We start from the raw sequence: 23,989 nt of genomic DNA, 5'->3' as shown, positions 1-23,989 counted from the left end.
GGCGGCGGGTGCCTAGAGTGCAGGACAGTTCAACCCTCGAAAGACCCGCCCATGTCAGCCGCCACCGCAACAGCCCCAACACCAGCCCAAGACGACCCGGTGTGGCAAACCAAGGTGCAACTGGCCGCCGCTTTGCGCTTAGCGGTGCTGCACGACTTCGACGAAGGCATCGACAACCACTTCACGGTGGCTGTGCCGGGGCGAGAAGACCAGTACCTGATTTCACCCTTTGGCGTGCACTGGTCAGAGGCCCGCGCCAGCACCATGATGGTCTTCAACGAAGCGGGCGAAACCCTGGAGGGCACAGGCGCGGTGGAGCTCTCGGCACAATCGATCCACGCCCCGGTGCACCGACTCACGGGTGCCAAAGTGGTGCTGCACACCCACCAGCCTTGGGCGCTGGCTTTGAACATGCTCAAAGCCAACCGCTTGTTGCCCGCCACCCAAACGGCAGCCTTCTTTGACGGCACCATCGCTTATGACGACCATTACACCGGGTTGGCAGCAGACCTGTCTGAAGGTGAGCGCTTGTCGCAACTCATGAGCGGTGGCAAAACCGTGCTCTTCATGAAAAACCATGGCGTGATGACCATTGGCGACACCGTGGCGCAAGCGTACCGCAAGCTCTACAAACTCGAAAAAGCCTGCCGCACCCAAGTGCTGGCCATGGGCACTGGCCAGCCCCTGAATGTACTGACCGAATCGGTGATCCGGCGCATCAAAACCCCCAGCCCGCAAGACCGCCACCCCCGCAGCGAACGCGAGCGCCTGTTTTTTGAAGCCATGATGCGCGTGGTTGACCGGGTGAACCCCGGTTATGCCGATTGAATCTGTAGGCGGCTTGGAACGCCCAAGCGGGCCCCATCAACCGCCCAACAATGTTCGCGCGCGCTCGCGCCACAAGGTGAACAAACCCGCGCCGACCACAAAAAAAGCACCCCACCAAACATGGGGCCCGGGCCACTCTTGCCAAAAAACCCAGCCAAACAAGGCCGCAAAAAGCAGCTCGCTGTAATGGAAAGGCGCCACCACGCCCACCGGCGCCAACCGCAAAGCCCGAAAGGTGCAACGCTGGCCCAGCAACACCAAAACGGCCATCAAAGTCAGGATCGGCCACATGCTGGGGGCCGCCTCCAGGGGCACAAACCATAGCCCCACCGCTCCGACCAAACCCATGGTGAGGTTCTGCCAGACCAACATCGACAAGTCGCTCTCGGTGGGCGAAAGCCAGCGCACACAAGTCATCGAAGCGGCATAAAAAAATGCTGCCACCAAAGCCAGCCAAGCCCCCAGTCCCAGCTCGCCGTCCATGGCCTGCGGTCCAACGATCAGGCTCACACCCACAAAACCGGCCAACAGCGCGCCCCAGCGGTGCACCCCGACACGTTCCTTGAGCAAGGGCACTGACAGCAGCGTCATGAACAGCGGCGCGGCAAAACTGATGGCGATCACCGTGGCCAGCGGCAACAAGCGCAAGCTCTCAAAAAACGCCAGCATGGAACACACCGCCAACACGCCACGCAACAAATGCGCCCCAGGACGGCGCGTGCGCAATACCGACCAGCCCCCACTGCGCAGCACCCACGGCACCAGCAACACGAGCACCATCGTCGAGCGCGCCGCAATCAATACCGGAATGGACAACTGCGACACCGCATGTTTAGACAAGGCATCCAACACCGCCAGCAAAAACACCCCCGCCACCATCCAGGCAATGCCTTGCAGCGGGTGATCGAGCCGCACGGGATCATCAGATGGTGGGGTCATGGGTTCAATCGACTGTAAGGCTGTCAAAGTGGGAGGAAACCGCGCCACTTGCCAGGCATGAGCTCGGTACTGGGTGCAATTTACAGCGTCGGCCACGCAGGGGCAGTCACCTGCATTGCCCAGCAGCCCAGGGGGCACCTGAAATCCAGCAACTCAACCCCCTAAAATTCACACTGGTCCCCAACGCCTTGTTCGGGTCTGACCTCAACCGAATTTCCACCCATGTCCGCATCCACGGCGCGCAGCGCCCAACAGGTCCCCACCACCGATGTGCTGAACTTTGCCCAGCGCCAATGGCGCGTGCGCAGGCCACGTCCGTTCGTGTTGGTCATTGAGGGTGAAGTCGGACACGCAGGCACCGAGCCCAGCGACTACCTGCACGAGCAGCTGCTCTTGCCCGAATGGCGCGAAGCCTTTTACCAACTGGTCGATGCCACGGGCTTGGTGGTGTGCCTGAATGTGCACACCCAGCACCCCAGCTACCGCGACGTGCGCGGTCGCTCCAGCAAGGGGCGCCTTAGCCAGGGCGAGTACTACCACCACGACGGCTGCACAGGGCCTGTGAAACCACGCCTTGTGGAAATCCGCTGCCCCATCCAGCCGCAAACACGCGGCGTGGCCACCGCCGTGGCACCGCACCACGATGTGGTCAAAGCCATGGTGCAAGTGCTGCCCGCCGAATTGGCCGACACGCCTGCGCTGGCGGGTCAAGACATGAGCCTGGCCACCATCGGCCAGATGGACGATGCCGCGCTTGACCAGTTGCAAGGAATGATCACGCGCACCGTGCGCAAAAAGCTCAACGCCGAAGGGGCTCGCGCCTACTTCCGCCAGGTTGATGCCGCCGCCCATGCCTACTTTGAACCCTGGGCCTTGGGCGAAAGCCGCTTTATTGCCAACGCCAACAGCGGCGTGACCCTGCAGCACCGCCGCGCCTACCAAGCCCCGCACACCGGCGGCGTGGCCAACGGCCACTTGGTCAAGCGCTGGACGAATGAAGAGCTGCTGCTGCCCGGCCAAGTGGTGGACCCCGCCTTGATTGCTGCGCTGTGCAGCGAAGAAGGTGATGAGGCTGATGGGGAGCGGGCTGAGGGGTGTTACCTTGGGGCACATTGAGCGCGAGCAAAAAAGCGACTGGACCACACCACTTTTTAATTTGGTCGCGACTTTTAAATAAAGTTATTTCGTTTGGTCGTAAAGCTGGCTCTGTGGTACGCCCGTTCCACGACAACATTGCACGCGCCGTGCTGCAAACGCCCAAGTTCTACTTTGACGACACCGGATTGGTGGTTGGAGACGATGGCCTGCGCTTTGAAAACCTGGTGGCCACCAGTCTGCACAAGCATGTGCAGTGGCAACACGACGTGCAAGGCCGGCTGAAATGCCAAAAAACCAAGATAAATCATTAACTTACGAACCCCCGATGTAAAAATGTTGGGTCACTACTTATTTATTCATTAGAATTAATAACACTTTAAATTTAATTTTTAAAGTTTTTTGGTAGTCGGTACACATCACTTGTCCACAATCCCCAACCCCATCAGGCACTGGAAGAATCAATATGAAAAATTCCCATCAAAACTTCAATCGTCGCGACGCATTGCGCCTCCTCAGCCAGGCATGTGCAGTGTCTGCGGGTGGAATGGTCACAACCAACCTGCTGGCAGCAAAAGGTGACTGGCAAAACACCTTGGGCACCGCGCTCGATTTGGTGCCCTCGGATGTGACTGTGGCGGCAGCGCAGTTTGGCGGCCGCAACTGCGTGGCCGTCAACCTGACCCCAGAAGCCCAGGCCAGGTCCTTGCGCATCGGCGGCAATGCTGCGACGTTTGCCGCCCTTTCTGCCGGTTTTTCCGATGGCTCGCTGCAGGTCGATCTGGCAGGTGTGCTCAACGGCAAAGGCGACCCTGACGCACGCGCCTTTCTTGGTTTGGCTTTTCATGTCGGCGTCCAAGCCAAGGAATTCGAGGCTGTTTACCTTCGCATGGCCAATGGCAGCAAAAATTCGCCACCGCCGCCTGCTCCTCGCAACGTGCGCGCCGTGCAATACATTGCCCATCCGGACTTTCACTTCGATGTCTCGCGCAGCCGTTTCCCTGGTCAATACGAGGCCGGTGCGCCGGTTGCACTGAACACCTGGCACACACTGCGCTTGGACATTTCAGGCAAGAAACTGCGTGCATTTATCGATGGCACCGAGATACTGGCGGTCGATGACCTGCGCTTGGGCGGAAAATCAGGCGGCATCGGACTGTGGGTTGACGACGGCACAACCGGATACTTTTCAAATTTGAGAATTCGCCCCGCGTAAGGCTTGCTGCATGACCTTCTTGCATTGATTCCTGACCCAGACGCGCCGGAATGCATTGGGGTTATGCAGACAATCTCTCGCTCTCAGCCATCAAGCCCCAAAACGTCATGCCTGCCCCCTCCCTGACCGTTGTCCAACTGATCCAACAAGCTGACCAACTTCAGTCGGCAGGCAAGCTGCAGCAAGCGGTGGACCTCTACAACGACTGGCTTGCCGTGCATGGTCAAGAGCCGCAAGCCGCCCCTGTGTACTTCAACCACGGCATTCTGAACAAACTCAACCAGCCTGCCATCGCCAAAGCGTCATACCAAAAAGCCCAAGCACTCAACCCCATGCTGTACCAAGCCGCAGTCAATCTGGGGCTGATGACTGAGGCCAGCGGCGACGACGCACAAGCGCTGCAAATTTGGAACCAAGCCCTGAGCGACCAACTGCCCGTTGAAGGCCAATGCATGTTGCTCAACCACATAGGCCGCCTGCATGAAAATCTCAAGCGCTACCCCGAAGCCGAAGCCGCGCTAGAGCGCAGCCTTCGGCTCAACCCCCAACAAGCCGACGTGGTCCAGCACTTTGTCGGCATTCGCCGCCGTCAATGCAGCTGGCCCAGCACACCCAACTGGCTGTGCGAAGCACGCCCGGGTGAAGACGTGGCACTCGACATCGGCCCCTTCATGGGAATGGCCGAACTCGACACCCCGCAGCGCCAACGACAAGCCGCAGAGCGTTTCATTGCGCGCAAACTGAGCCCCATCACCCCGCTGCCGCCTGTGCGCTGGCAACACGACAAGCTGCGCATCGGCTACTTTTCTGGCGACTTCAAGCACCACGCCGTCAGCATCTTGATGGCCGAAGTGCTTGAGCTGCATGACCGCAGCCGCGTGCAGGTGTATGGGCTGGACTACAGCGACACCACCCCCTCGGCCATGCGCCAACGGGTACTCAAGGCGTTTGACCACCATGTCCCCTTGCACGCGCTCACCGACGCACAAGCGGCCCTGCGCATCCGCGAACTCGAAATTGACGTACTCATCGATCTGACCGGGCTCACGTCTGGCTCGCGTTTTGATGTGTTGGCCTACCGCGCCGCGCCTGTCCAAGCCAGCTATCTGGGTTATATGGGCAGCTGCGCCATCCCTGGGGTGGACTACATCCTGGCCGATCGCCACCTGATGCCGCCTGAGCTGACGCAGCACTTCACCGAAAAACCCATCTACCTCAACAGCTACCAGGCCAATGACCGCCAACGGGTGATTGGCACCGCACCAACACGCGCCGAATGCGGCTTGCCCGTCAAAGCCTTTGTGTTTTGCGCCTTCAACAACAACTACAAATTCACGCCCGACGTTTGGGCCACCTGGATGCGCATCCTCAAGCGCAGCCCCAACAGCGTGCTGTGGGTGCTGGAAGACAACCCGCAAGCCAAAGAAAACCTCACAGCCAACGCCAAAAACCAGGGCATCGCCGCCAACCGATTGATCTTTGCGGGCCGCGTCATGCCCGAGCAATACCTGGCCCGCTACCACTGCGCCGACTTGTTTTTGGACACAGCACCTTACGGCGCAGGCACCACCGCCAGCGACGCACTGTGGGCCGGCTTACCCGTGCTGACCTGCCCTGGCCAAACCATGGTCAGCCGCATGGCGGGCAGCTTGCTGCACGCCGTCGGCCTGCCCGAACTGGTGACCGACAGCGCCCAAGACTACGAAAACCTGGCCGTGCAACTGGCGACCAAGCCCAAAAAGATACAAGCCATCAAGCAACGCCTCAAAGCGCAGCGCGACCTGTGCGACCTGTTCAACACCCCCAAATTTGTGCGCAACCTGGAAGACGCCCTGATCGACACCAGGCAGCAAGTGCAAAACAGCCCTCTGCCTGTCACCCCCAACCCACTGGCCACCGCACAACACACGCCCACAGCACCTGTGCGCATCTTCAGCATCGCTTGGTCAGACGACACCCTGAAAACCGCACAAGCCAGCGGCTACGAAGTCATGGACAACCGCGCCAACCTGCGCCCGGACTGGTACGAATACTGGCCCATCCGGAATTTTTTGCTCAACCAAACCTTGGACGAAAACACCTATTACGGTTTTTTCTCCTCCAAATTTGCAGACAAAACCCAGCTGCCCGCGCCAGAAGTCTTCAAATTCATCCAACAAGCCAGCGCCAAAGGCGCCAATGTGGTCTTGTTCTCACCGCAACCCGACCAAGGTGCGGGCTTTTTGAACGTCTTTGAACAACAAGAAGTCTATTCACCCGGATTCATCGCCACCAGTGAAGCATTTCTGAAAGAAATGGGGCTCGACCTGGCACTGCGCACCACGGTCATGGACTCGCGAAACACCGTGTTCAGCAATTACTTTGTGGCACGCCCCGCGTTTTGGCGCGAATGGCTGCGTTTTGGTGAAGCGCTGTTCAAGATGGCCGAGGCCGGCAACACGCCTTTGGCCCAAGCGCTCGGACAGGCGACCCATTACCAGGGCGGTGTGCAAATCAAGGTATTTTTAATGGAACGACTCGCCTCATTGCTGTTGGCCTTGTATCCCTACCACTTCAAAACCGCGGCAGCCAACCCATGGACCATGGCCTGGAGCATGACCCGATTCAGAAGTTTTCCTCAAGAAATGGTCATCAGCGATGCGCTGAAGATTGCGATGCGCGAACAGGGGTTTCCTGAATACACAGCGGCATTCGCAGCGATTCGCCAGCAAATCACCCAAAAAGTATGAAATAGCCACAGGATTATTTTTGGGATTTACTAAGCACTTTTCATAATGGAGTTTATATGCACCGCAGTGCGTTAATGAATTGCAAATCTTTTTTTGAAACATATTCAAAATCATTCACAGGAGACAAGAAAGTTAAAATTGTCGAAATCGGATCACAGGACGTTAATGGCAGTCTGCGAATCACCGCACCAACCGAATTTGAATATATCGGAGTTGATTTCGTTGCGGGCAAAGGAGTCGATGTCGTTCTTAACGATCCTTACAGCTTGCCTTTTGAGTCTGAATCAGTCGATATTATTTTAACAAGCTCATGCTTTGAACATTCAGAAATGTTCTGGCTTGTTTTTCTTGAAATCATGCGGGTGCTTAAACCCAAAGGTCTTTGTTATTTGAATGCACCTTCAAATGGCAATATACACAGATATCCCGTTGATTGCTGGAGATTTTATCCGGACAGTGGGCGCGCCTTGATTACTTGGGCAAAGAGAAATGGCATCAATGCCACTCAGCTAGAGTCATATACTTCCGCGCAAATCGAAGGAGTAGATGGGCTTTGGAACGATTTTGTCGGTATCTTCCTTAAAGATGAAAATTTACTATCCGAATTTCCACTGCGTATTCTTGACACAAAAAAAGATGTGCTTAATGGATTAATTTATGGAAGCGACACCTTTATAAAGCCATCTGAACTACCTGAAGACAAAAGGAAATTGGCAATTATCACCATGGCTTTGAACGGAAAAATATAATTTTTTAATTTTATACAAAATGAACACGATTAAAAAAACCTACAAGCAAATACACGACTCAAATTAGGCGCAAGGACAATCAAAGGAACTGAGGCAATCGTTATTGATTTTTCGAGATGATCATCCGGGATGCGACATCTACGCAGGCAAGGCCCGACTGGGGGCCTGTAACGCCCATGGCCTGGGTCATAATCGAGCACATTCGTTTGGGTTTTTTATCCACAACTCTGACAGGGGCTGCCATGCTGGACCAACTTACCGTCGTCAAACACCCGCTGGTGCAGCACAAGCTGACCCTGATGCGGGAAAAGGACACCTCGACCGCCTCCTTCCGACAGCTCTTGCGCGAGATCAGCCTGCTGCTTGCCTATGAAGTGACGCGCGAATTGCCCATGACGACGAAGCGGATTGAAACCCCGCTGGTAGAGATGGATGCCCCCGCCATCGAGGGCAAGAAGCTGGCACTGGTGTCGATACTGCGGGCCGGGAACGGGCTTCTGGACGGCATCCTCGAACTGATTCCTGCCGCGCGGGTAGGCTTCCTGGGGCTTTACCGCGACCCCGCCACGCTGCAGCCGGTGCAATACTATTGCAAGCTGCCCGAACAACTTGAGGACCGGGTGTCCATCGTGGTCGATCCCATGCTGGCCACGGGCAATTCAAGTGTGGCTGCTGTTTCCATTTTGAAGGAGGCGGGGGCGAAGAATATCCGCTTCCTGTGTCTGCTGGCTGCGCCCGAAGGCATCAAGCGGATGCAAGCGGCGCATCCTGACGTTCCGATCGTGACAGCCTCTGTGGACAGCCATCTGAACGACCACGGCTATATTGTCCCGGGCCTGGGGGATGCAGGCGACCGGATGTTCGGCACCAAGTGAGGCACTCACGCGTGAATTTCTGGTCCGCAAACAGGCACCTGCCCATGTCCAGCAACGATGGTTTGCTGTGAATTTTGTAACATCGTCGTTTTTAACCCCCCTCACCGGAGAACCCCATGTCAGCCCACCCCCTGAACCGCCGCCATGCGCTTGTGCTGGCCGCCGCCCTGACCGCTGCTGCCCCGACCCTGAGTTTGGCCCAGGCCAAGATCAAGGTCGCCGGCATTTACACCGTGCCGTTTGAACAGCAGTGGGCCGGGCGCCTGCACACCGCGCTGATAGCGGCGCAAGCGCGCGGCGAGATCGAGTACAAGGCCAGCGAGAACGTGTCCAACGCTGACTACGAGCGTGTGATGCGCGAGTACGCTACGGCCGGCAACACACTGATCGTGGGCGAGGCCTTTGCGGTAGAAGCTGCCGCGCGCAAGGTGGCCAAGGATTTCCCCAAGGTCTCTTTCCTGATGGGCTCCTCGGGCAAACCGCAGGCGCCCAACTTCAGCGTGTTTGACAACTACATTCAGGAGCCTGCCTACCTGACCGGCATGATCGCCGGCGGCATGAGCAAGACCAACAAGATAGGCATGGTGGGCGGTTTCCCGATTCCCGAAGTCAACCGCCTGATGAACGCCTTCATGGCCGGTGCCAAAGAGGTCAACCCCAAGGTGACGTTCAGCGTGAGTTTCATCAACAGTTGGTTTGACCCACCCAAGGCCAAGGAGGCCGCTTTTGCGATGATCGACAAGGGCGCTGACGTGATGTATGCCGAGCGCTTTGGCGTGAGCGATGCCGCCAAAGAAAAGGGCAAGCTGGCGATTGGCAACGTGATCAACACACAGGCCCAGTACCCCGACACTGTGGTGGCCTCGGCCATTTGGCATTTCGAGCCCTCGGCCGACCGCGCCATCAAGCTGGTCAAAGAGGGCAAGTTCACCGCCGAAGACTACGGCCCCTATTCGATGATGAAGCACAAGGGCTCTTCACTGGCACCGCTGGGTACCTTTGAAAAGAAGGTGCCGCCCGAGCTGGTGGCCAGGGTGCGCGCCAAGGAAAAAGCCATTCTGGACGGCAAGTTCAGTGTCAAGGTCGATGACAACCAGCCCAAATCCTCGGCCAAATAAACATTTTTTAGCGCGTCACAAGACAAGACACCCCGGCAGCGGTGTGTCTTTGTGTTGGCCCTGCCATGTCCGCCCCCGTCCTGCAACTTAGCCACATCAGCAAGCGCTTTGGTGCGTTGCTGGCCAATGACGACATTTCGCTGACGCTCGGTGCCGGCGAGGTGCTGGCCTTGCTGGGCGAGAACGGTGCCGGCAAGTCGACCTTGGTGTCCATTCTGTTCGGGCATTACACGGCTGACGCTGGCAGCATCACGGTGTTCGGCCAGGCGCTGCCACCTGGCGACCCCAACGCCGCACTGGCCGCTGGCATTGGCATGGTGCACCAGCACTTCACGCTGGCTGACAACCTGAGCGTGCTGGGCAACGTGATGCTCGGCTCGGAGTCGCTGTGGCAGCCCTTCACCCGACGCCTGGCGGCGCGCGAAAAGCTGCAGGCGGTGGCGCAGCGCTTTGGCCTGGGCGTGGACCCGGACGCTCTGGTGGGTCGGCTGTCGGTGGGGGAGCGCCAGAGGGTGGAGATTCTGAAGGCCCTTTATCGGGGTGCGCGCATCCTGATTCTGGACGAACCCACGGCGGTGCTGACGCCTCAGGAGAGCGAGGCGCTGTTTGCGGTGCTGCGCCAGATGGTGGCCCAGGGCCTGTCCATCATTTTCATCAGCCACAAGCTCGGAGAGGCGCTGCGGGTGTCGCACCGGATTGCGGTGCTGCGCGCTGGCCACCTGGTGGCCCAGGCCGAGTCCGCCGACACCAGCCAGGCCCAACTGGCGCTGTGGATGGTGGGCCATGCGGTCGAGGCGCCGCAACGCCGCCCGGCCAAGGCGGTCGGCGACGCCGTGTGCGAGCTGGACAACGTGAGCACAGCGCCAGCGCGCGAGCGCCTGCTGGATGCCAATCTGCGCCTGCATGCCGGCGAGATCGTGGCGATTGCTGGCGTTTCGGGCAATGGCCAAGTAGCGCTGGCCGAGTTGCTGTGCGGCACCCGCGCCGCCAGCGCCGGCCGGGTGCAGTTGTTGGGCCGGCCACTGCCGCCGCAGCCGGCCCGGCTGGTGCCACTGGGCGTGGCCCGCATCCCGGAGGACCGCCATGCTGTGGGTGTGGTGGGTGACTTGCCGGTGTGGGAGAACGCCGTGTCCGAGCGGTTGCGCAGTTCGGCGTTTTCACGCTGGGGCTGGGTGCGCCGGGCTGCAGCCCGGGCGTATGCCGAGCGCGTTCTGCGCACCTTTGACGTGCGCGGTGGCGGCCCGGCCGTGCCGGCACGCTCGCTGTCGGGCGGCAATATGCAGAAGCTGATTCTGGGCCGGGCTCTGAGCCAGCCTGACGATGTGGCTGCAAGCACCGGGGCAAATGGCGCTGCTGCAGTGCCCCGCCTGATCGTAGCCCACCAGCCGACCTGGGGCCTGGACATCGGCGCCGTGGCCTATGTGCAAGCTCAACTGATCGCGGCGCGCGATGCCGGTGCCGCGGTGCTGTTGATATCGGACGACCTGGACGAGGTGCTGACCCTGGGCGACCGGGTGGCGGTGATCCATGCAGGCCGGCTGGGTACGGCCAGACTGGCAACCGACTGGAGCCGTGAGGCGATCGGTTTGGCAATGGCCGGCATCACTGAGGCTGCAGCGCAGGCCCACGCATGAGGCTGGAAAAGCGCAACCAAAGCTCGCGCCTGGCGCTGCTGCTGGCACCGGTAGGGGCAGTGTTGTTCACGCTGTTGGTGAGCGCGTTGCTGGTGTGGTGGGCGGGTGCGGGTGTGGCGCAGACCTACGGCCTGCTGCTGCGCGGCGGCTTTGGCTCGGTGTTTGCACTGAGCGAGACTTTCACCCGCGCCATTCCGCTGATGCTGACCGGGCTGGCTGCGGCGGTGGCGTTCCGGGCCCGGCTGTTCAACATCGGTGCCGAGGGTCAGCTTTATGTGGGTGCGTTGGCAGCGGTGGCTGTGGGCGGCCTGCACGGCGGCACCGGCTTCGACCTGCCCTCGCCACTGCTGTTTGGCCTGATGTTGCTGGCCGCCGCCCTGGCCGGCGCGTTGCTGTTGCTGGGGCCGGCGCTGCTCAAAGCGCGGCTGGGGGTGGACGAGGTGGTGACCACTTTGCTGCTGAACTTCATCGTGCTGCTGATGGTCTCGCTGATGCTGGACGGCCCGATGAAAGACCCGACCGCCATGGGCTGGCCACAAAGCGTGGCGCTGATGGGCGAGCTGGAACTGTCCAAGCTGGTCGAACAGACCCGGGTGCACAGCGGGCTGCTGATTGCCGCTGCGCTGGCCGTGGCGGTTTGGGTGCTGATGAAGTACACCGTGCTTGGTTTCGACATCCGCGCTGTGGGTGCCAACGTCCGGGCCGCCGCCTTTGCCGGGGTGCCGGTGACGCGCACTGTGGTGCTGGTGGCGCTGCTGTCAGGCGCGCTGGCCGGGCTGGCCGGTGCCATCGAAGTGGCCGGTCGCACCAGCTATCTGACGCTGGACATGTCGCCAGGCTATGGGTATTCGGGCATCGTCATCGCCATGTTGGCTGGGCTGCATCCGCTGGGCGTGGTCGCCGCCAGCGTGTTCGTGGCCGGGGTGTTGGTCGGCGCTGACAGCATGAGCCGCGCCATTGGCGTGCCGACCTACATCGCCGACGTGATCGTGGCCGCCTCGCTGATCTCGGTGCTGGTGGCCACCTTGTTGACGCAGTACCGGGTGCGCTGGCAATGAGCGAATTTCTGGACATCCTGGCCAACCCGTCGTTCTGGGCGGCGGTGCTGCGCATTGCCACACCGCTGATCCTGGGCACGCTGGGGGTGCTGTTGTGCGAGCGCGCCGGGGTGTTGAACCTGGGCATCGAGGGCATCATGGTGGCCGGTGCCTTGACTGGCTGGCTGGCGGTGTACAGCGGCGCGCCGCTGTGGGGTGGGGTGGCGGTGGCGGCGCTGACCGGCGCGCTCCTGGGCGGGCTGCACGCGCTGCTGACCGTGACGCTGGCGCTTTCGCAACACGTCGCCGGCCTGGGCATCACGCTGCTGGCGACGGCGCTGAGCTACTACGGTTACCGGGTGAGCTTTCCAAAAGTGAACACCCCGCCCACCATCACCCCGTTCCAGGAAATGGGCTGGCTGGGCATTCCCGTGCTGGCGCAGCAAACGCCGCTGACGCTGCTGGCGCTGGTGTTGGTGCCGCTGATCGGTTACTTGCTGTACCGCACCCCGGTCGGGCTGGCGGTGCGCATGGTGGGCGAGAACCCTCAGGCCGCCGAAGGCCAGGGCGTGTCGGTGGCGGCGGTGCGCAGCGGGGCGATCGTGGCCGGCTCGGCGCTGATGGGCGTGGCGGGCGCGTTCCTCACGCTGTCGGCCTTCAATGCCTTCTTCTTCAACATGGTCAACGGCCGCGGCTGGATTTGCGTGGCGCTGGTGGTGTTTGCTTCTTGGCGGCCGGGCAAGGCGCTGCTGGGCGCTTTGCTGTTTGCTTTTTTTGACGCGCTGCAACTGCGCCTGCAGCAGGCCGGCGACGCCGTGCTGCCCTACCAGATGTACCTGATGCTGCCCTATGTGCTGTCGATCGTGGCGCTGGTGCTGGTGGCGCGCCGGGCCAGCTACCCGCAGGCCCTGATGAAACCTTACCGCAAGGGAGAACGCTGAATGCTGGACTTGCTCATTCACAACGCCACGCTGCCCGATGGCCGCACCCGGATGTCGGTTGCGGTGCAAGACGGCCAGATCGTCGAAGTCACAACCGGCCTGCAGGCCCCAGCCGCCGAGACACTGGACGCGCAGGGCCTGCTGCTGAGCCCGCCCTTTGTCGACGCACACTTTCACATGGACGCCACGCTGAGCTACGGCCTGCCACGCGTCAACCAGTCGGGCACGCTGCTTGAAGGCATTGCTCTGTGGGGTGAACTCAAACCGCTGTTGACGCAGGAGGCGCTGATCGAACGTGCACTGGCCTATTGCGACTGGGCGGTGGCCAAAGGCCTGTTGGCGATCCGCAGCCATGTCGACATCTGCGACCCTCGGCTGCTGGCGGTGGAGGCGCTGCTGGAGGTCAAACGCCGGGTGGCACCCTACCTCGACCTGCAATTGGTGGCCTTCCCGCAGGACGGCTTGTTGCGCAGCCCCGGCGCACTGGCCCAACTGCAGCGCGCGCTTGACCTGGGGGTGGACGTGGTTGGCGGAATTCCGCACTTTGAACGCACCATGGCCGATGGCGCCGAGAGCGTGCGCCTGCTGATGGAGATCGCCGCCACGCGCGGCCTGCGCGTGGACATGCACTGCGACGAAACCGACGACCCGCTGTCGCGCCATGTCGAAACCCTGGCCTATCACGCCCACCGCCTGGGCCTGCATGGCCGGGTCAACGGCTCACACCTGACTTCCATGCACAGCATGGACAACTACTACGTCAGCAAGCTGCTGCCGCTGATGGCCGAGGCCGGCCTGTCGGCCGTGGCCAACCCGCTGATCAACATCACCATCCAGGGCCGGCATGACAGCTACCCCAAGCGGCGCGGCATGACGCGGGTGCCCGAGCTGCTGGCGGCCGGCATCCGTGTGGCCTTTGGCCAGGATTGCGTGATGGACCCCTGGTACTCGCTGGGCAGCGCCGACATGCTCGAAGTCGCCCACATGGGCCTGCATGTGGCGCAGATGACCAGCCAGGCGGCCATGCGACAGTGCTTTGAAGCGGTGACCGTCAACCCGGCAGCCATCTTGGGCCTGGAGGGTTACGGCTTGCAGCCTGGCTGCCATGCCGATTTTGTGCTGCTGCAGGCACGCGACCCGGTAGAGGCGCTGCGCCTGCGTGCCACCCGGCTCAAGGTGTTCCGGCGTGGCCGCCTCATCGCCGAGACCCCGGCCGCCACCAGCGCGCTGCATTTGTCTGGTCGGCCAACCCACACCCAATGGATGACCCCATAAACGCTCCGTCCCCAAGATCAGCAGCAACACCCGTCCGCAGTGTTGGCAACGGGCCGAGCCGAATCCCCCCAACTGCCACCAGTGGCGTTTGCTGCGACGCGGGATGCGTACCAAGTCGTCCCTGAGAAACCCCGGAAACCCGCATGAATGCTGGCTTTCAGGGTCACTCCCAATGTTCAAAACGCCCACATTGATATCCAATGGAGCCTGTTTTCTGGGAGTTCTTAAGGCCCATACGTCCATCACCGCCGATTTCTTTCGCAACCGCCTCGATCAAATGATCGATCTGCGTCATCCACTGGCCGTTTTGGCCAACCGCATGCCTTGGCAAGAAATCGAAGCTTCATGGGCCCACCTCTTTGCCCGCCAGGTGCGCGCTGGCAAGAAGATCGAAGACTTGGACTTGTTGGGTGCGACCGAAGTGATGGCCGGTGCTCCCGAGTTCGACACCAACTGACGTAAGTTGTTGATATAGGGCCAGCTTCAAACTTGCCACTACAAAAGGGTCATCTGGGCGTTTTGCGTCGGTTTTTTGATCTTCAAACTCTCCAGCTCCTGCGCTTGCGGCTCATTGATGCTCGATATCCCCTCTACCCTTTTTCACCTTGATGTGTTGGGCCTTGGCCTGGTTACCTTCAGGCGCATTGAATCGCTTCGGATTTTGAGGAGTTTCCCTAACTTGAAAAGAGGGAGCCATGAGCAAAAAATCAAACCGTTTTTTTACCCGAGGTGCTCGAACGTGCCGTCCCCATGGAGCTCGGACACCAAGCGGTGTCGGCGTTCGCCGAACTCCGCTCGAAACGCCGCGCGCCTGTTAGATCCCCCAGCGCAGCGCAGCGGTGTGCACGGGTGCATCCCACAGCGCCAGAAATTCGGGTGTTGCCGCCGTGACTGTGATGGAGCACCCGGCCATCTCCAGTGATGTGACATACGAGCCGGTAAGAAATCGAACCACCTTGACGCCGCTTTTCTCCAATACGGCGCGGGCTGCGTTCACCATCAGATACAGCTCCAGCAATGGAGTGCCGCCAAAACCATTGACCAGCAAAATGACTTCCTGTCCCGCTTTCAAGGCCAAGTCCTTGAGCACCGCACCGGTGAGCTCCTGCGCGATCTCGTCGGCACTTGCCAGCGGGACTCGACGGCGACCGGGCTCGCCGTGAATACCGACGCCGACCTCCATCTCGTGCATGCCAATCTGAAAAGTAGGTTTACCCGCCGCAGGCACAGTGCAAGAAGTCAGGGCCACGCCCATGGAGGCTGTGGCCTTGTTGACAGCATTGCCCAGCGCCAGAAGTTGCGCCAGGTTGTCGCCACGCTCCGCCGCAGCACCGAGTATTTTTTCTATGATGACTGTACCGGCCACACCGCGCCGACCGGTGGTGTAGGTGGAGTCCTCCACCGCCACGTCATCGTTGACGATGACTACCGCATTTTCCTGGTCAAGCATCTCCGATGCCATCTGGAAATTCATCCGGTCACCCGAGTAATTCTTGACGATAAACAGCACGCCCGCGCCACCGTCAACAGCCTGCGCGGCATCGAGCATCTGGTTTGGCGTGGGCGAGGTAAAAATCTGACCCGGGCAGGCTGCATCAAGCATGCCGTATCCGACAAAGCCGGCATGCAGCGGTTCATGTCCTGTGCCACCACCCGAAATCAGCACCACCTTACCGGGCTTGGTGCGCTTGCGGCGTACAAATTCACGGTCGACCCCAAGGGTCACGATGTCTGCGTGTGCAGCGGCGAAGCCGTCCAGCGATTCAGCCAGTAAGGTATCCACGTTGTTCATCAAATTTTTCATAAGGCACCCCAAGTTTGATTAAGCGTTGATTGGTAGAACCTGCTCAGGCCCGGTTCAGGCTGTCGCAAATCGAGCCGATGATCAGGGCCATGGAACGCGAGCCCGGGTCTACATGCCCCTTGGCACGGTCACCCAAAAACGAGGAGCGCCCACGTGTGGCATCCATATCGGCGGTAGCCTGAGCGCTGTCGTGTGCGCATTGGCCGACGCGTGCCAGCAAGTCCGGGCCACCGGCTGCCAGCATTTTTTGCACCGGGTCCAGCACATCCAGCAAGGTCTTCTGGCCCACTTCAGCCTTGCCCAGTCGGGTCAGTGCCTCGATGCCCAGTCGCAGCGCCTTGGCCATACCGTCCGCTGAAGCCTCCTCGGGCAGTTCTTTGCCAAGCGTCATCAACAAGGTGCCAAAAACCGGGCCGGAGGAACCACCTATCACGGCAACACAGGTCTTGCCCATGGATTTCAGGGCTTCGTTCAGCGTCATCGCTTGCAGCTCCGGCAACTTGGCCTGAATCGCCTGCGCCCCGCGCTTCATATTGAGCCCGTGGTCGCCGTCGCCAATGGCTTGATCGAGGGCAGTCAACTCTTCCAGATGGTCGACCAGGATTTGTGTGGCGTTTTCAATGAGGGCGTTCAATGTCATAGTGTGTTGCTGGTTGAAGGGGTCATGGCCTGAGCCGTCGGTCTGCTGCATCAAACCAGAGGCACTGCGTGATCTGTATCAGCACATCCTGATCGGCCCGGGCGCTGTGGCCAGGGCCGCACGATGCAATAAGCTCTTGAACACTGCCCGGCAGACGCAGGTGCAGCAGGTGCTGGTCACCAAGGCGCTCCTGGCGCAGCACCCGGGCCGGCACGCCATCCGTCACGCCAGAGTCGGCCGCATGCACTTGTAGATGCTCGGCGCGCACGCCCAGAGTCTGCACAGCGTCGGGCAAGGACAATTGCGGCAAGGCAGAACGCGCCAGCAGGTTGATGCGCGGGGAGCCCAGGCGGCTGGCCACGGCCACGGAGTCGGGGTCCTGGTAGATCTGCTGCGGCGTGCCCAACTGCACCATACGGCCCTGGTCGAGCACACCGATACGATTGGCCAGGGTGAGTGCTTCGACTTGGTCGTGAGTGACATACAGCATGGTGGCACCGCTGTCCTGCTGGATGCGCTTGAGCTCCAGTCGCAGGTCATTGCGCAGCCTGGCATCGAGTGATGACAGCGGTTCATCCATCAAATACACAGAAGGGTTGCGCACGAGCGCCCGGCCGATTGCCACCCGCTGCATTTGCCCCCCCGAGAGCTGGGTAGCAGGGTTTTTCAGCTTGTCTTCCATATGCAGCATGCGTGCCACCTCCAGCACTTTGGTGCGGATCTCATCCTCGCTGATCTTGCGCAATGGCGAGCGCAAGGGGAAGGCCAGGTTGTCGTACACATTGAGGTGCGGGTAAAGAGAGTACTGCTGAAAAACAAAGGTCACGTCCCGCAGGGCCGGTGCCAGTGCCGTGACATCGCGGCCATCGATCCATACCGCACCAGTGTCGGGCTTTTCGAGGCCGGCCACCAGCCGCAAGGTGGTCGTTTTGCCAGCACCACTGGGGCCCAGCAGAACCACGAACTCGCCACTGGCAATGTCGATATTCAAGTCGCTGAGCGCAGTCTGCGAACCAAAATTTTTGCTGACACCTGTAAGTTTCAGGTCAGCCATATGCAGCCTTTCGGGTTCCGACGGCGTTGATCGCCAGGTCGTCGCGTGCAGTGCCAATGGCCCGCCCGCTGGTCTGATCAAACAAGCTTACTTCGGTGGAATCGAATTCCAATCCGACCTGATCGCCACGAGTTGCCTTGACATTGACATCGACCTTGGCACGCACGACGCAATTGAGCGCGGTGTTGAGTGTGATGATTTGGCAATTGCCCAGGTATTCCACACCCACGACTTCGGCGCGCAAGGGCGCATCGCCTGATAGGCGAATGTGCTCAGGCCGCACGCCGTAAAGCAGCGGACGATGACTGACTTCATCGCGCACGGCGGGCATGCCGACCGCGAACGAACCCAAGTTGATGCTGGTGGCACCCTGTGCCAAAGCGGTGTGGGCGGGAATGAAGTTCATGGCGGGCGAGCCCATAAAGTCGGCCACGAAAACACTGGCCGGGCGCTCATAAATCTCCTGCGGGGTGCCGAGCTGCTCAATCACGCCCTGATTCATGATGGCGATCTTGTCGGCCATGGACATGGCCTCGCGCTGATCGTGTGTGACGTAGACGGTGGTGGCATTCAGCCTATCGTGCAGGCCGCGCAATTCCTGGCACATCAGTTCGCGGAATTCAGCATCCAGCGCGCCCAGCGGTTCGTCCATCATGAAAGCCATAGGCTGACGCACAATGGCCCGCCCCAATGCAACACGCTGTCGGTCACCGCTGGTCAGACCAGAGACCGACCTCTTGAGCAGGTGGCTGATATGCAGGATATTGGCGGCTTGGGCTACGCGCTCCTCAATCTCGGCGCGTGGCATGCCTTGAGAGACCAGTGGGAAAGCCATGTTTTGCCGGACCGACATGTGCGGATAGAGCGCAAACATCTGGAAAACAAAGGCGATGTCACGGGCCGAGGCGCGCTTGAACGTCACATCCTCATTGCCAAGAAAAATCTGACCTGAGGTCGGCAGTTCCAGCCCGGCAATCATTCGCAAGGTCGTGGTCTTACCGCAGCCGGAAGGACCCAGCAGGCAAAAGAATTCGCCGTCATTCACCACAAAGGAGGAATCCTTGACGGCTGTGAAATCGGCAAATGCCTTGCACAGATTTTGAATTCGTATTGCGGCCATCGTGTTACTCGGGAAACTTGGAGACCACCATGAACATGACGGTACCCGCCAGCATGGTGACAAAAGACCAGGTGTAAAGAATCAACGCAAAAGGCTGCAGCAGCATCAAGATGCCCAGGCCGATGATGAAGCAGGCTACCAGTTCCAGAGTGTTGCGACGCAGCCAGCGGGGCCAGTTGTTCTTTTTTTCGTGACAAGGGCTTGAGGGTTGGGACATGGGGAGGCTTTCGCTTTATTTACGCACGGCACCAAAGGTAATGCCTCGCAAGAGGTGTTTGCGCAACAGTACGGTGAAGACCAGAATTGGCACCAGAAACAACGTGGTACCAGCGGCGACTGCGGGCCAGTCCATGCCACCCTCGCCGATGATGATGGGAATGAAGGGCGGCGCGGTTTGCGCCTCGCCCGAGGTCAGCAACACCGCAAAGGCGTATTCATTCCAGGCAAAGATCAGGCAAAAAATGGCAGTTGCCACGATGCCGGTGGTGGCCTGCGGCAGCACCACTTTGCGGAACGCTTGCAGGCGGGTGTAGCCATCGACCATCGCAGCCTCTTCGTACTCACGTGGAATTTCGTCAATAAAGCCCTTGAGTAACCAGACAGAGAGAGACACGTTAACTGCGCTGTACAACAAGATCATTCCCAGCCGGGTGTCGGACAAGCCCAACTCGCGATACATCAGATAAATAGGAATGGCCACTGCAATTGGCGGCATCATGCGGGTGGACAAAATGAAGAACAACAAGTCGTCCTTGAGCGGTACCTTGAAGCGTGAGAATGCGTAGGCGGCCATCACACCCAAGCCGACCGAGAGCACGGTGGAGCCAAAAGCAATAATCAGCGAGTTGGTGAAGCGCGGCGCGAAATTAGAAGGCCCAGCCACCACCATTTGTTGGCTGCGCGCAATCTCTTCGCAGTTGCTGACTGGGGGCGGCAGGCTGGCAATGTACTCCGGGGTCTGGCGGGAGCGCGTGGTGAACAGATTGCAGTAACCCTCCACAGAGGGGCTGAAGATCACTTTGGGCGGGTAGCTGATCGCATCAGCCGGTGTTTTGAAGCCGGTCATGATGATCCATGCCAGCGGAATCATCGTCAACAGCGCGTAGAACACCACCAGCACGCCAGCCAGCCAACGGGTTTGTGGTGAAGGTTCTACGACCGAGTGGGCGGTGCTGATGCCTTTGCGCATGGTGCGTTACCGGTTCTTGATGTGGTTAAGGGCTTTGACATAGATATTTGCCAGACCGAATACGGCAACAAACAAAATGATGGCAAAGGCCGATGAATAACCGGTGCGCCATTTTTCAAACGCCTCGCGTTTGAGCGTGATGGATGCCACCTCGGTGGTGGAGCCTGGGCCACCGGAGGTCAAAAGATTCACCATGTCAAACATCTTGAAATTCTCAATACCGCGAAACAGCACGGCCAGCATGATGAAGGGCAGAACCATTGGCAGGGTGATGGACCAGAACTGGCGCCACTTGGAGGCACGGTCGACTTCGGCAGCCTCATAGATGTAGTCCGGAATCGAGCGCAATCCAGCCAGGCAAATCAGCATCACATAAGGGGTCCACATCCAGGTGTCCACCAGAATAATGGCCCAAGGAGCCAGAGGCACTTCTCCCAGCATCGAGAACGAAGCAGGCGAAACGCCGGTCAGGACAGCCGCGACAGCGTTGAACAAGCCGGTTTGCGGCTGGTACAGAAAAGCCCAGAAGTTGCCCACCACAGCGGGCGACAACATCATGGGGATCAGGATGAGCGTGGTCCAGAAACCATGCCCACGGAACTTGCGGTCAATCAGGAAAGCCAGGGTAAAGCCGATCAGGGTTTGCAAGGCAATCGTCCAGAACACAAAGTGAGCGGTGGTTTGCATGGCGGCCCAGATGTCGGGGTCGGTCAATATCGTGACGTAGTTTTCAATGCCCAGATCGCTCACCGGAGCGTTGGGCCGATTGGCCCGGTAGTTGGTGAAGGAGAGTTTGATGGTCCAAATCAGCGGGAAGATGTTGATGGCCAGCAGCAACAGCATGGTCGGGCCAATAAAAATCCAGGCGATGGAACGGTCGGACAGGCCGCGCATTTGGCTGGCCACCGGCATCGGTGTGGCACGGGCAAGGCGGTCAACCAAAGGTGTTTGAACTGACATAGCGCTCCAGCCAATCAGGAATGGGGTTGATGAACCCGCTCTGCGCCACCAGCGCAGAGCGGGAACACTGTCGGCGGCAGGAAAACAGATCGGGTCTTACTTGACCTTACCGTCGTCCTTGAAGACCTTCTTCCAATCAGCAACAAGGCCGTCGAGAGCCTCTTTGGCGGTACCCTTGTCGGCTACCACGAAGTCATGCACGCGCTTTTGCTGAGCCAGCATCAGTTGCGCATACGACGGCTCGGCCCAGAAGTCCACCACTTGGTTCATGGACTCCTGGAAGGCAGCCGCATAAGGCGCGCTCTTCAGATAGCCAGGGTCTTTGAGCACTGCGTTGTGCGCCGATGAGCCGCCAATGGCCTGCCATTTTTTCTGTACTTCGGGATTCGCAAACCACTTGATGTAGGCCAGCGCTTCCTTGCGATTGGGTGAGTAAGAAACCACCGAGATGCCCTGCCCCCCCAGTTGTACGCCCTTGGTTTTGTCCGATGGGTTCACAAAATAGCCGATCTTGGCCCCCCCCACATTCGGGTCTTTGTCCAGACCCGGGAAGAAGGCAAACCAATTCATCATCATGGCCACCTGCCCGGACTTGAACGCGTCCAGGCCTTCGCCCATATAGGCGTTGGTCAACCCGGGAGGCGTGCTGCCTTTGTGGAGCGACTTATAAAACTCCAGGGCCCTGATTGAATCTGCCGAGTTGACGAATCCGTCCAATGCATAAGGCTTTTTGGGGTCTTGGTATTTGAAGCCGAAGGGATACAACACATTGCTCACGCCCATGGTGATGCCTTCGGAGCCACGCTCAGTGAAGATGTAGGCGCCGTAGACTTTCTTGCCATCGATCATCCGACCTTGGAAAAACTCGGACACTTGTTTGAACTCTGTCCAGGTCTTGGGTGGCGCCAAATCGCGGTTGAACTTCTTCTTAAACTCAGCCTGGATCTCAGGCTTGGCAAACCAGTCCTTGCGGTAAGTCCAGCCAAGGGCATCGGCCATCGCTGGCAGCGCCCAGTAATTGGGCGTGTTCTTGGGCCACTCGGCGTAGCCAACCACGGTGGCCGGCGCAAAGTCGGTCATCTTGATGCCTTCTTTGGCAAAGAAGTCATTGAGCTTGACGTAGTGGCCGCTTTCGGCGGCACCGCCAATCCACTGACTGTCACCAATGATCAAATCACACAGTTTGCCTTTGGAATTGAGCTCATTGAGCATGCGGTCCGCAAAGTTGGGCCATGGCACGAATTCGAACTTCATTTTGACCTTGCTCTTCGCAGTAAAGTCCTTGGACAGTTCGACCAATGCATTGGCCGGGTCCCACGCAGCCCAGCAGAGGGTAATGGTCTTTTCCTGCGCCTGAGCGACCGTGCTGCCAAGACTCAGCGCTGCTGCCAGTGCCACTGTCGCCAGCGCTGGCAACTTCTTGAAAATCTTCTTCATTTAACGTTCTCCTCGAAAAAATTGAATAAAGTCAAACACCAACACACACCCGGCTACCGCTCAATGCAGGTTCTCGGCAGTCAAGATTTCTACGCGCGGCTGCGCTACGCTTTGCACCCCGCGCACGTTTTCACACAGCCCGCGCAGGACGCGAGCAGCAGTGAGAACACAATAATGAACATCCTGGTGCAGCACATAAGCCAGACTTCCATTGATCAACATGGACTGGTGTGCCGCGGTCAAATCGTGTGCAATGAGCGGCACGCATTGGGTTAGTCCTGCTTGTTCAAGTGCCCCAGCCAAGCCCGCACTGGCAAGGCCAACGCAATACAGCCCGCTCAAACTCGACAGGTCAACACCGCTTTCCAGGTAATCGGCCAATGCCTTGAAAGCGCCTTCGTCGTCGGACGGAATATCTGCCAAACGAACCACAGAAAGGTCCGGGAAACGCTCCTCAACCACTTGAGAAAAACCGATGCGCCGTTCGATCTCGCTCGACATCCGGGTGGTCTGGGATACCAACAAAAGCTGTGTGCCTTGTTGTTGGCGGGCCATTCGCCCCAACAGCAACCCGGCCGTTCTTCCGGCGGCAAGGTTGTCGGCTCCGATAAAGGCCTGACGCATGGAGCCGGCCACATCCGTAAACAGTGTTGCGACATGCACGCCGGCACGAACGCGGTCATTGATCGCCAGTTTGATCGCTGATACATCGGGTGCGATGAGCACAATCGCATCACAGTCGGTCACACGGGATAGCTCCAGTGCAAAATTTGCAGGGTCTTCGGCTGAAAATCGGAAGGTCAGTTCGGTGATGTGCTGGTGACGGAAATCACCGGCGGTTTGCGCAATGTGCCGCTCCAGGTCATCCAGAAACGGTGAGTTGCCCTCTGGCAAGACGTACGCGAACTTCAAGTTGCCTTTGCTGCGCGGCCTGCCGCGGCTAACGGCCGGGGCACCAAGGGCACGTATTGCATCCAAAACCTTGCGCTCGGTCTCGACATTCACACCCGATCGCCTGTTGAGCACTCGGTCCACTGTGGCCGTACCTACTCCTGCGCTACGGGCAATTTCAGCAATAGTGACAGGAGTTGACATTGCGAATTGATGTTTGATCGATGTTCAGCTTATCTACATCAATAACTAAATCAATCAGGGTTTTTACCAGTTCCGTGGTGGTTCCGGTGGCATTGTTGGCTCGCCGGATCATCTTCGAGATGCCGACCGCACGCCGCGCACCAATGGCATGGTCGAGCGCTTCAACGGGCGTATCGCTGATGTGCTCAAGACACACCGATTCACCAGCGGTGAAGATTTGGAGCAAACGCTCATGCGTTACGTGGCTCTGTACA

22 protein-coding genes and 3 pseudogenes are annotated in these 23,989 nt (G+C 59.4%); 14 read left to right on the top strand and 11 right to left on the bottom strand.

Going from position 1 to position 23,989, the window contains the following annotated elements:
- Nucleotides 1-51 precede the first annotated feature (51 nt).
- Entirely contained in the window at nt 52-828 is a 777-nt protein-coding gene (locus ACIQ47_RS05000; protein ID WP_396437108.1) for a class II aldolase/adducin family protein, read from the top strand.
- Nucleotides 829-864: 36 nt separating this feature from the next.
- Here ACIQ47_RS05000 and ACIQ47_RS04995 read toward each other — a convergent pair whose 3' ends face one another.
- Nucleotides 865-1,767 (bottom strand): DMT family transporter, encoded by a 903-nt coding sequence (locus ACIQ47_RS04995; protein ID WP_396437107.1) that lies wholly within the window; start codon nt 1,765-1,767, stop codon nt 865-867.
- Between the two features lie 222 nt (nt 1,768-1,989).
- On the opposite strand from ACIQ47_RS04995, the gene ACIQ47_RS04990 reads away from it, so the two are divergent.
- The 12 genes and pseudogenes from ACIQ47_RS04990 to ACIQ47_RS04935 all read left to right on the top strand — a co-directional run.
- Nucleotides 1,990-2,883 carry a hypothetical protein gene (locus ACIQ47_RS04990; protein WP_396437106.1) on the top strand — a complete coding sequence of 298 codons (894 nt, stop codon included), beginning with the start codon at nt 1,990-1,992 and terminating at the stop codon, nt 2,881-2,883.
- 92 nt (nt 2,884-2,975) lie between these two features.
- Nucleotides 2,976-3,176, top strand: coding sequence for a hypothetical protein (locus tag ACIQ47_RS04985; RefSeq protein ID WP_396437105.1), 201 nt, complete (start codon nt 2,976-2,978; stop codon nt 3,174-3,176).
- 233 nt (nt 3,177-3,409) lie between these two features.
- Nucleotides 3,410-4,078, top strand: coding sequence for a hypothetical protein (locus ACIQ47_RS04980; RefSeq protein ID WP_396428724.1), 669 nt, complete (start codon nt 3,410-3,412; stop codon nt 4,076-4,078).
- Between the two features lie 107 nt (nt 4,079-4,185).
- Nucleotides 4,186-6,807 carry a hypothetical protein gene (locus ACIQ47_RS04975; RefSeq protein WP_396437104.1) on the top strand — a complete coding sequence of 874 codons (2,622 nt, stop codon included), beginning with the start codon at nt 4,186-4,188 and terminating at the stop codon, nt 6,805-6,807.
- 56 nt (nt 6,808-6,863) lie between these two features.
- Complete coding sequence (locus ACIQ47_RS04970) at nt 6,864-7,556, top strand: methyltransferase domain-containing protein (protein WP_396428726.1); 693 nt, start codon at nt 6,864-6,866, stop codon at nt 7,554-7,556.
- Between the two features lie 245 nt (nt 7,557-7,801).
- Nucleotides 7,802-8,431 (top strand): uracil phosphoribosyltransferase, encoded by a 630-nt coding sequence (gene upp / locus ACIQ47_RS04965; protein WP_296293705.1) that lies wholly within the window; start codon nt 7,802-7,804, stop codon nt 8,429-8,431.
- Nucleotides 8,432-8,547: 116 nt separating this feature from the next.
- A complete protein-coding gene (locus ACIQ47_RS04960) occupies nt 8,548-9,549 on the top strand; it encodes a BMP family protein (RefSeq protein ID WP_396437103.1) in 1,002 nt (333 codons plus the stop codon).
- Nucleotides 9,550-9,614: 65 nt separating this feature from the next.
- A complete protein-coding gene (locus ACIQ47_RS04955) occupies nt 9,615-11,183 on the top strand; it encodes an ABC transporter ATP-binding protein (RefSeq protein ID WP_396437102.1) in 1,569 nt (522 codons plus the stop codon).
- Nucleotides 11,180-12,241 (top strand): ABC transporter permease, encoded by a 1,062-nt coding sequence (locus tag ACIQ47_RS04950; protein ID WP_296292341.1) that lies wholly within the window; start codon nt 11,180-11,182, stop codon nt 12,239-12,241. Before ACIQ47_RS04955 ends, ACIQ47_RS04950 begins: the two co-directional genes overlap by 4 nt.
- Nucleotides 12,238-13,161 carry an ABC transporter permease gene (locus ACIQ47_RS04945; RefSeq protein ID WP_296292340.1) on the top strand — a complete coding sequence of 308 codons (924 nt, stop codon included), beginning with the start codon at nt 12,238-12,240 and terminating at the stop codon, nt 13,159-13,161. Before ACIQ47_RS04950 ends, ACIQ47_RS04945 begins: the two co-directional genes overlap by 4 nt.
- Entirely contained in the window at nt 13,162-14,436 is a 1,275-nt protein-coding gene (locus ACIQ47_RS04940) for an amidohydrolase family protein (RefSeq protein WP_396437101.1), read from the top strand.
- 277 nt (nt 14,437-14,713) lie between these two features.
- Nucleotides 14,714-14,872, top strand: a pseudogene (locus tag ACIQ47_RS04935) (IS5/IS1182 family transposase); the annotation flags it as partial.
- Between the two features lie 378 nt (nt 14,873-15,250).
- Here the strand turns inward: ACIQ47_RS04935 and dhaK are convergent.
- The 10 genes and pseudogenes from dhaK to ACIQ47_RS04885 all read right to left on the bottom strand — a co-directional run.
- Nucleotides 15,251-16,240, bottom strand: a complete 990-nt coding sequence (gene dhaK, locus ACIQ47_RS04930; RefSeq protein WP_396437100.1) for a dihydroxyacetone kinase subunit DhaK — start codon at nt 16,238-16,240, stop codon at nt 15,251-15,253.
- 43 nt (nt 16,241-16,283) lie between these two features.
- Nucleotides 16,284-16,880: a dihydroxyacetone kinase subunit DhaL gene (dhaL, locus tag ACIQ47_RS04925; protein ID WP_296291828.1), complete on the bottom strand. Its 597-nt coding sequence runs from the start codon at nt 16,878-16,880 to the stop codon at nt 16,284-16,286.
- Between the two features lie 22 nt (nt 16,881-16,902).
- Entirely contained in the window at nt 16,903-17,934 is a 1,032-nt protein-coding gene (locus ACIQ47_RS04920) for an ABC transporter ATP-binding protein (RefSeq protein WP_296291827.1), read from the bottom strand.
- Nucleotides 17,927-19,054 carry an ABC transporter ATP-binding protein gene (locus ACIQ47_RS04915; RefSeq protein WP_396437099.1) on the bottom strand — a complete coding sequence of 376 codons (1,128 nt, stop codon included), beginning with the start codon at nt 19,052-19,054 and terminating at the stop codon, nt 17,927-17,929. The genes ACIQ47_RS04920 and ACIQ47_RS04915 overlap by 8 nt, the downstream gene beginning before the upstream one ends.
- Before the next feature lie 4 nt (nt 19,055-19,058).
- Nucleotides 19,059-19,271 (bottom strand): hypothetical protein, encoded by a 213-nt coding sequence (locus ACIQ47_RS04910; RefSeq protein WP_296291825.1) that lies wholly within the window; start codon nt 19,269-19,271, stop codon nt 19,059-19,061.
- A gap of 15 nt (nt 19,272-19,286) precedes the next feature.
- Nucleotides 19,287-20,243 carry a carbohydrate ABC transporter permease gene (locus tag ACIQ47_RS04905; protein WP_296291824.1) on the bottom strand — a complete coding sequence of 319 codons (957 nt, stop codon included), beginning with the start codon at nt 20,241-20,243 and terminating at the stop codon, nt 19,287-19,289.
- A gap of 6 nt (nt 20,244-20,249) precedes the next feature.
- Entirely contained in the window at nt 20,250-21,155 is a 906-nt protein-coding gene (locus ACIQ47_RS04900) for a carbohydrate ABC transporter permease (protein ID WP_396429182.1), read from the bottom strand.
- 144 nt (nt 21,156-21,299) lie between these two features.
- Nucleotides 21,300-22,640 (bottom strand): ABC transporter substrate-binding protein, encoded by a 1,341-nt coding sequence (locus tag ACIQ47_RS04895; protein WP_396429177.1) that lies wholly within the window; start codon nt 22,638-22,640, stop codon nt 21,300-21,302.
- A gap of 60 nt (nt 22,641-22,700) precedes the next feature.
- A complete protein-coding gene (locus ACIQ47_RS04890; protein ID WP_396429183.1) occupies nt 22,701-23,645 on the bottom strand; it encodes a substrate-binding domain-containing protein in 945 nt (314 codons plus the stop codon).
- Nucleotides 23,646-23,654: 9 nt separating this feature from the next.
- Nucleotides 23,655-23,735 (bottom strand): annotated as a pseudogene (locus tag ACIQ47_RS04885) (LacI family DNA-binding transcriptional regulator); the annotation flags it as partial.
- Between the two features lie 124 nt (nt 23,736-23,859).
- On the opposite strand from ACIQ47_RS04885, the pseudogene ACIQ47_RS04880 reads away from it, so the two are divergent.
- Nucleotides 23,860-23,989: pseudogene (locus tag ACIQ47_RS04880) on the top strand (integrase core domain-containing protein); the annotation flags it as partial.

The sequence above is a fragment of the Limnohabitans sp. genome (genome assembly GCF_044373035.1).
In the GTDB taxonomy this organism is placed as follows: Bacteria; Pseudomonadota; Gammaproteobacteria; order Burkholderiales; family Burkholderiaceae_C; genus Limnohabitans_A.
Note: the sequence above shows the minus strand (reverse complement) of the source record. Positions and strands in the feature narration are given on the sequence as shown.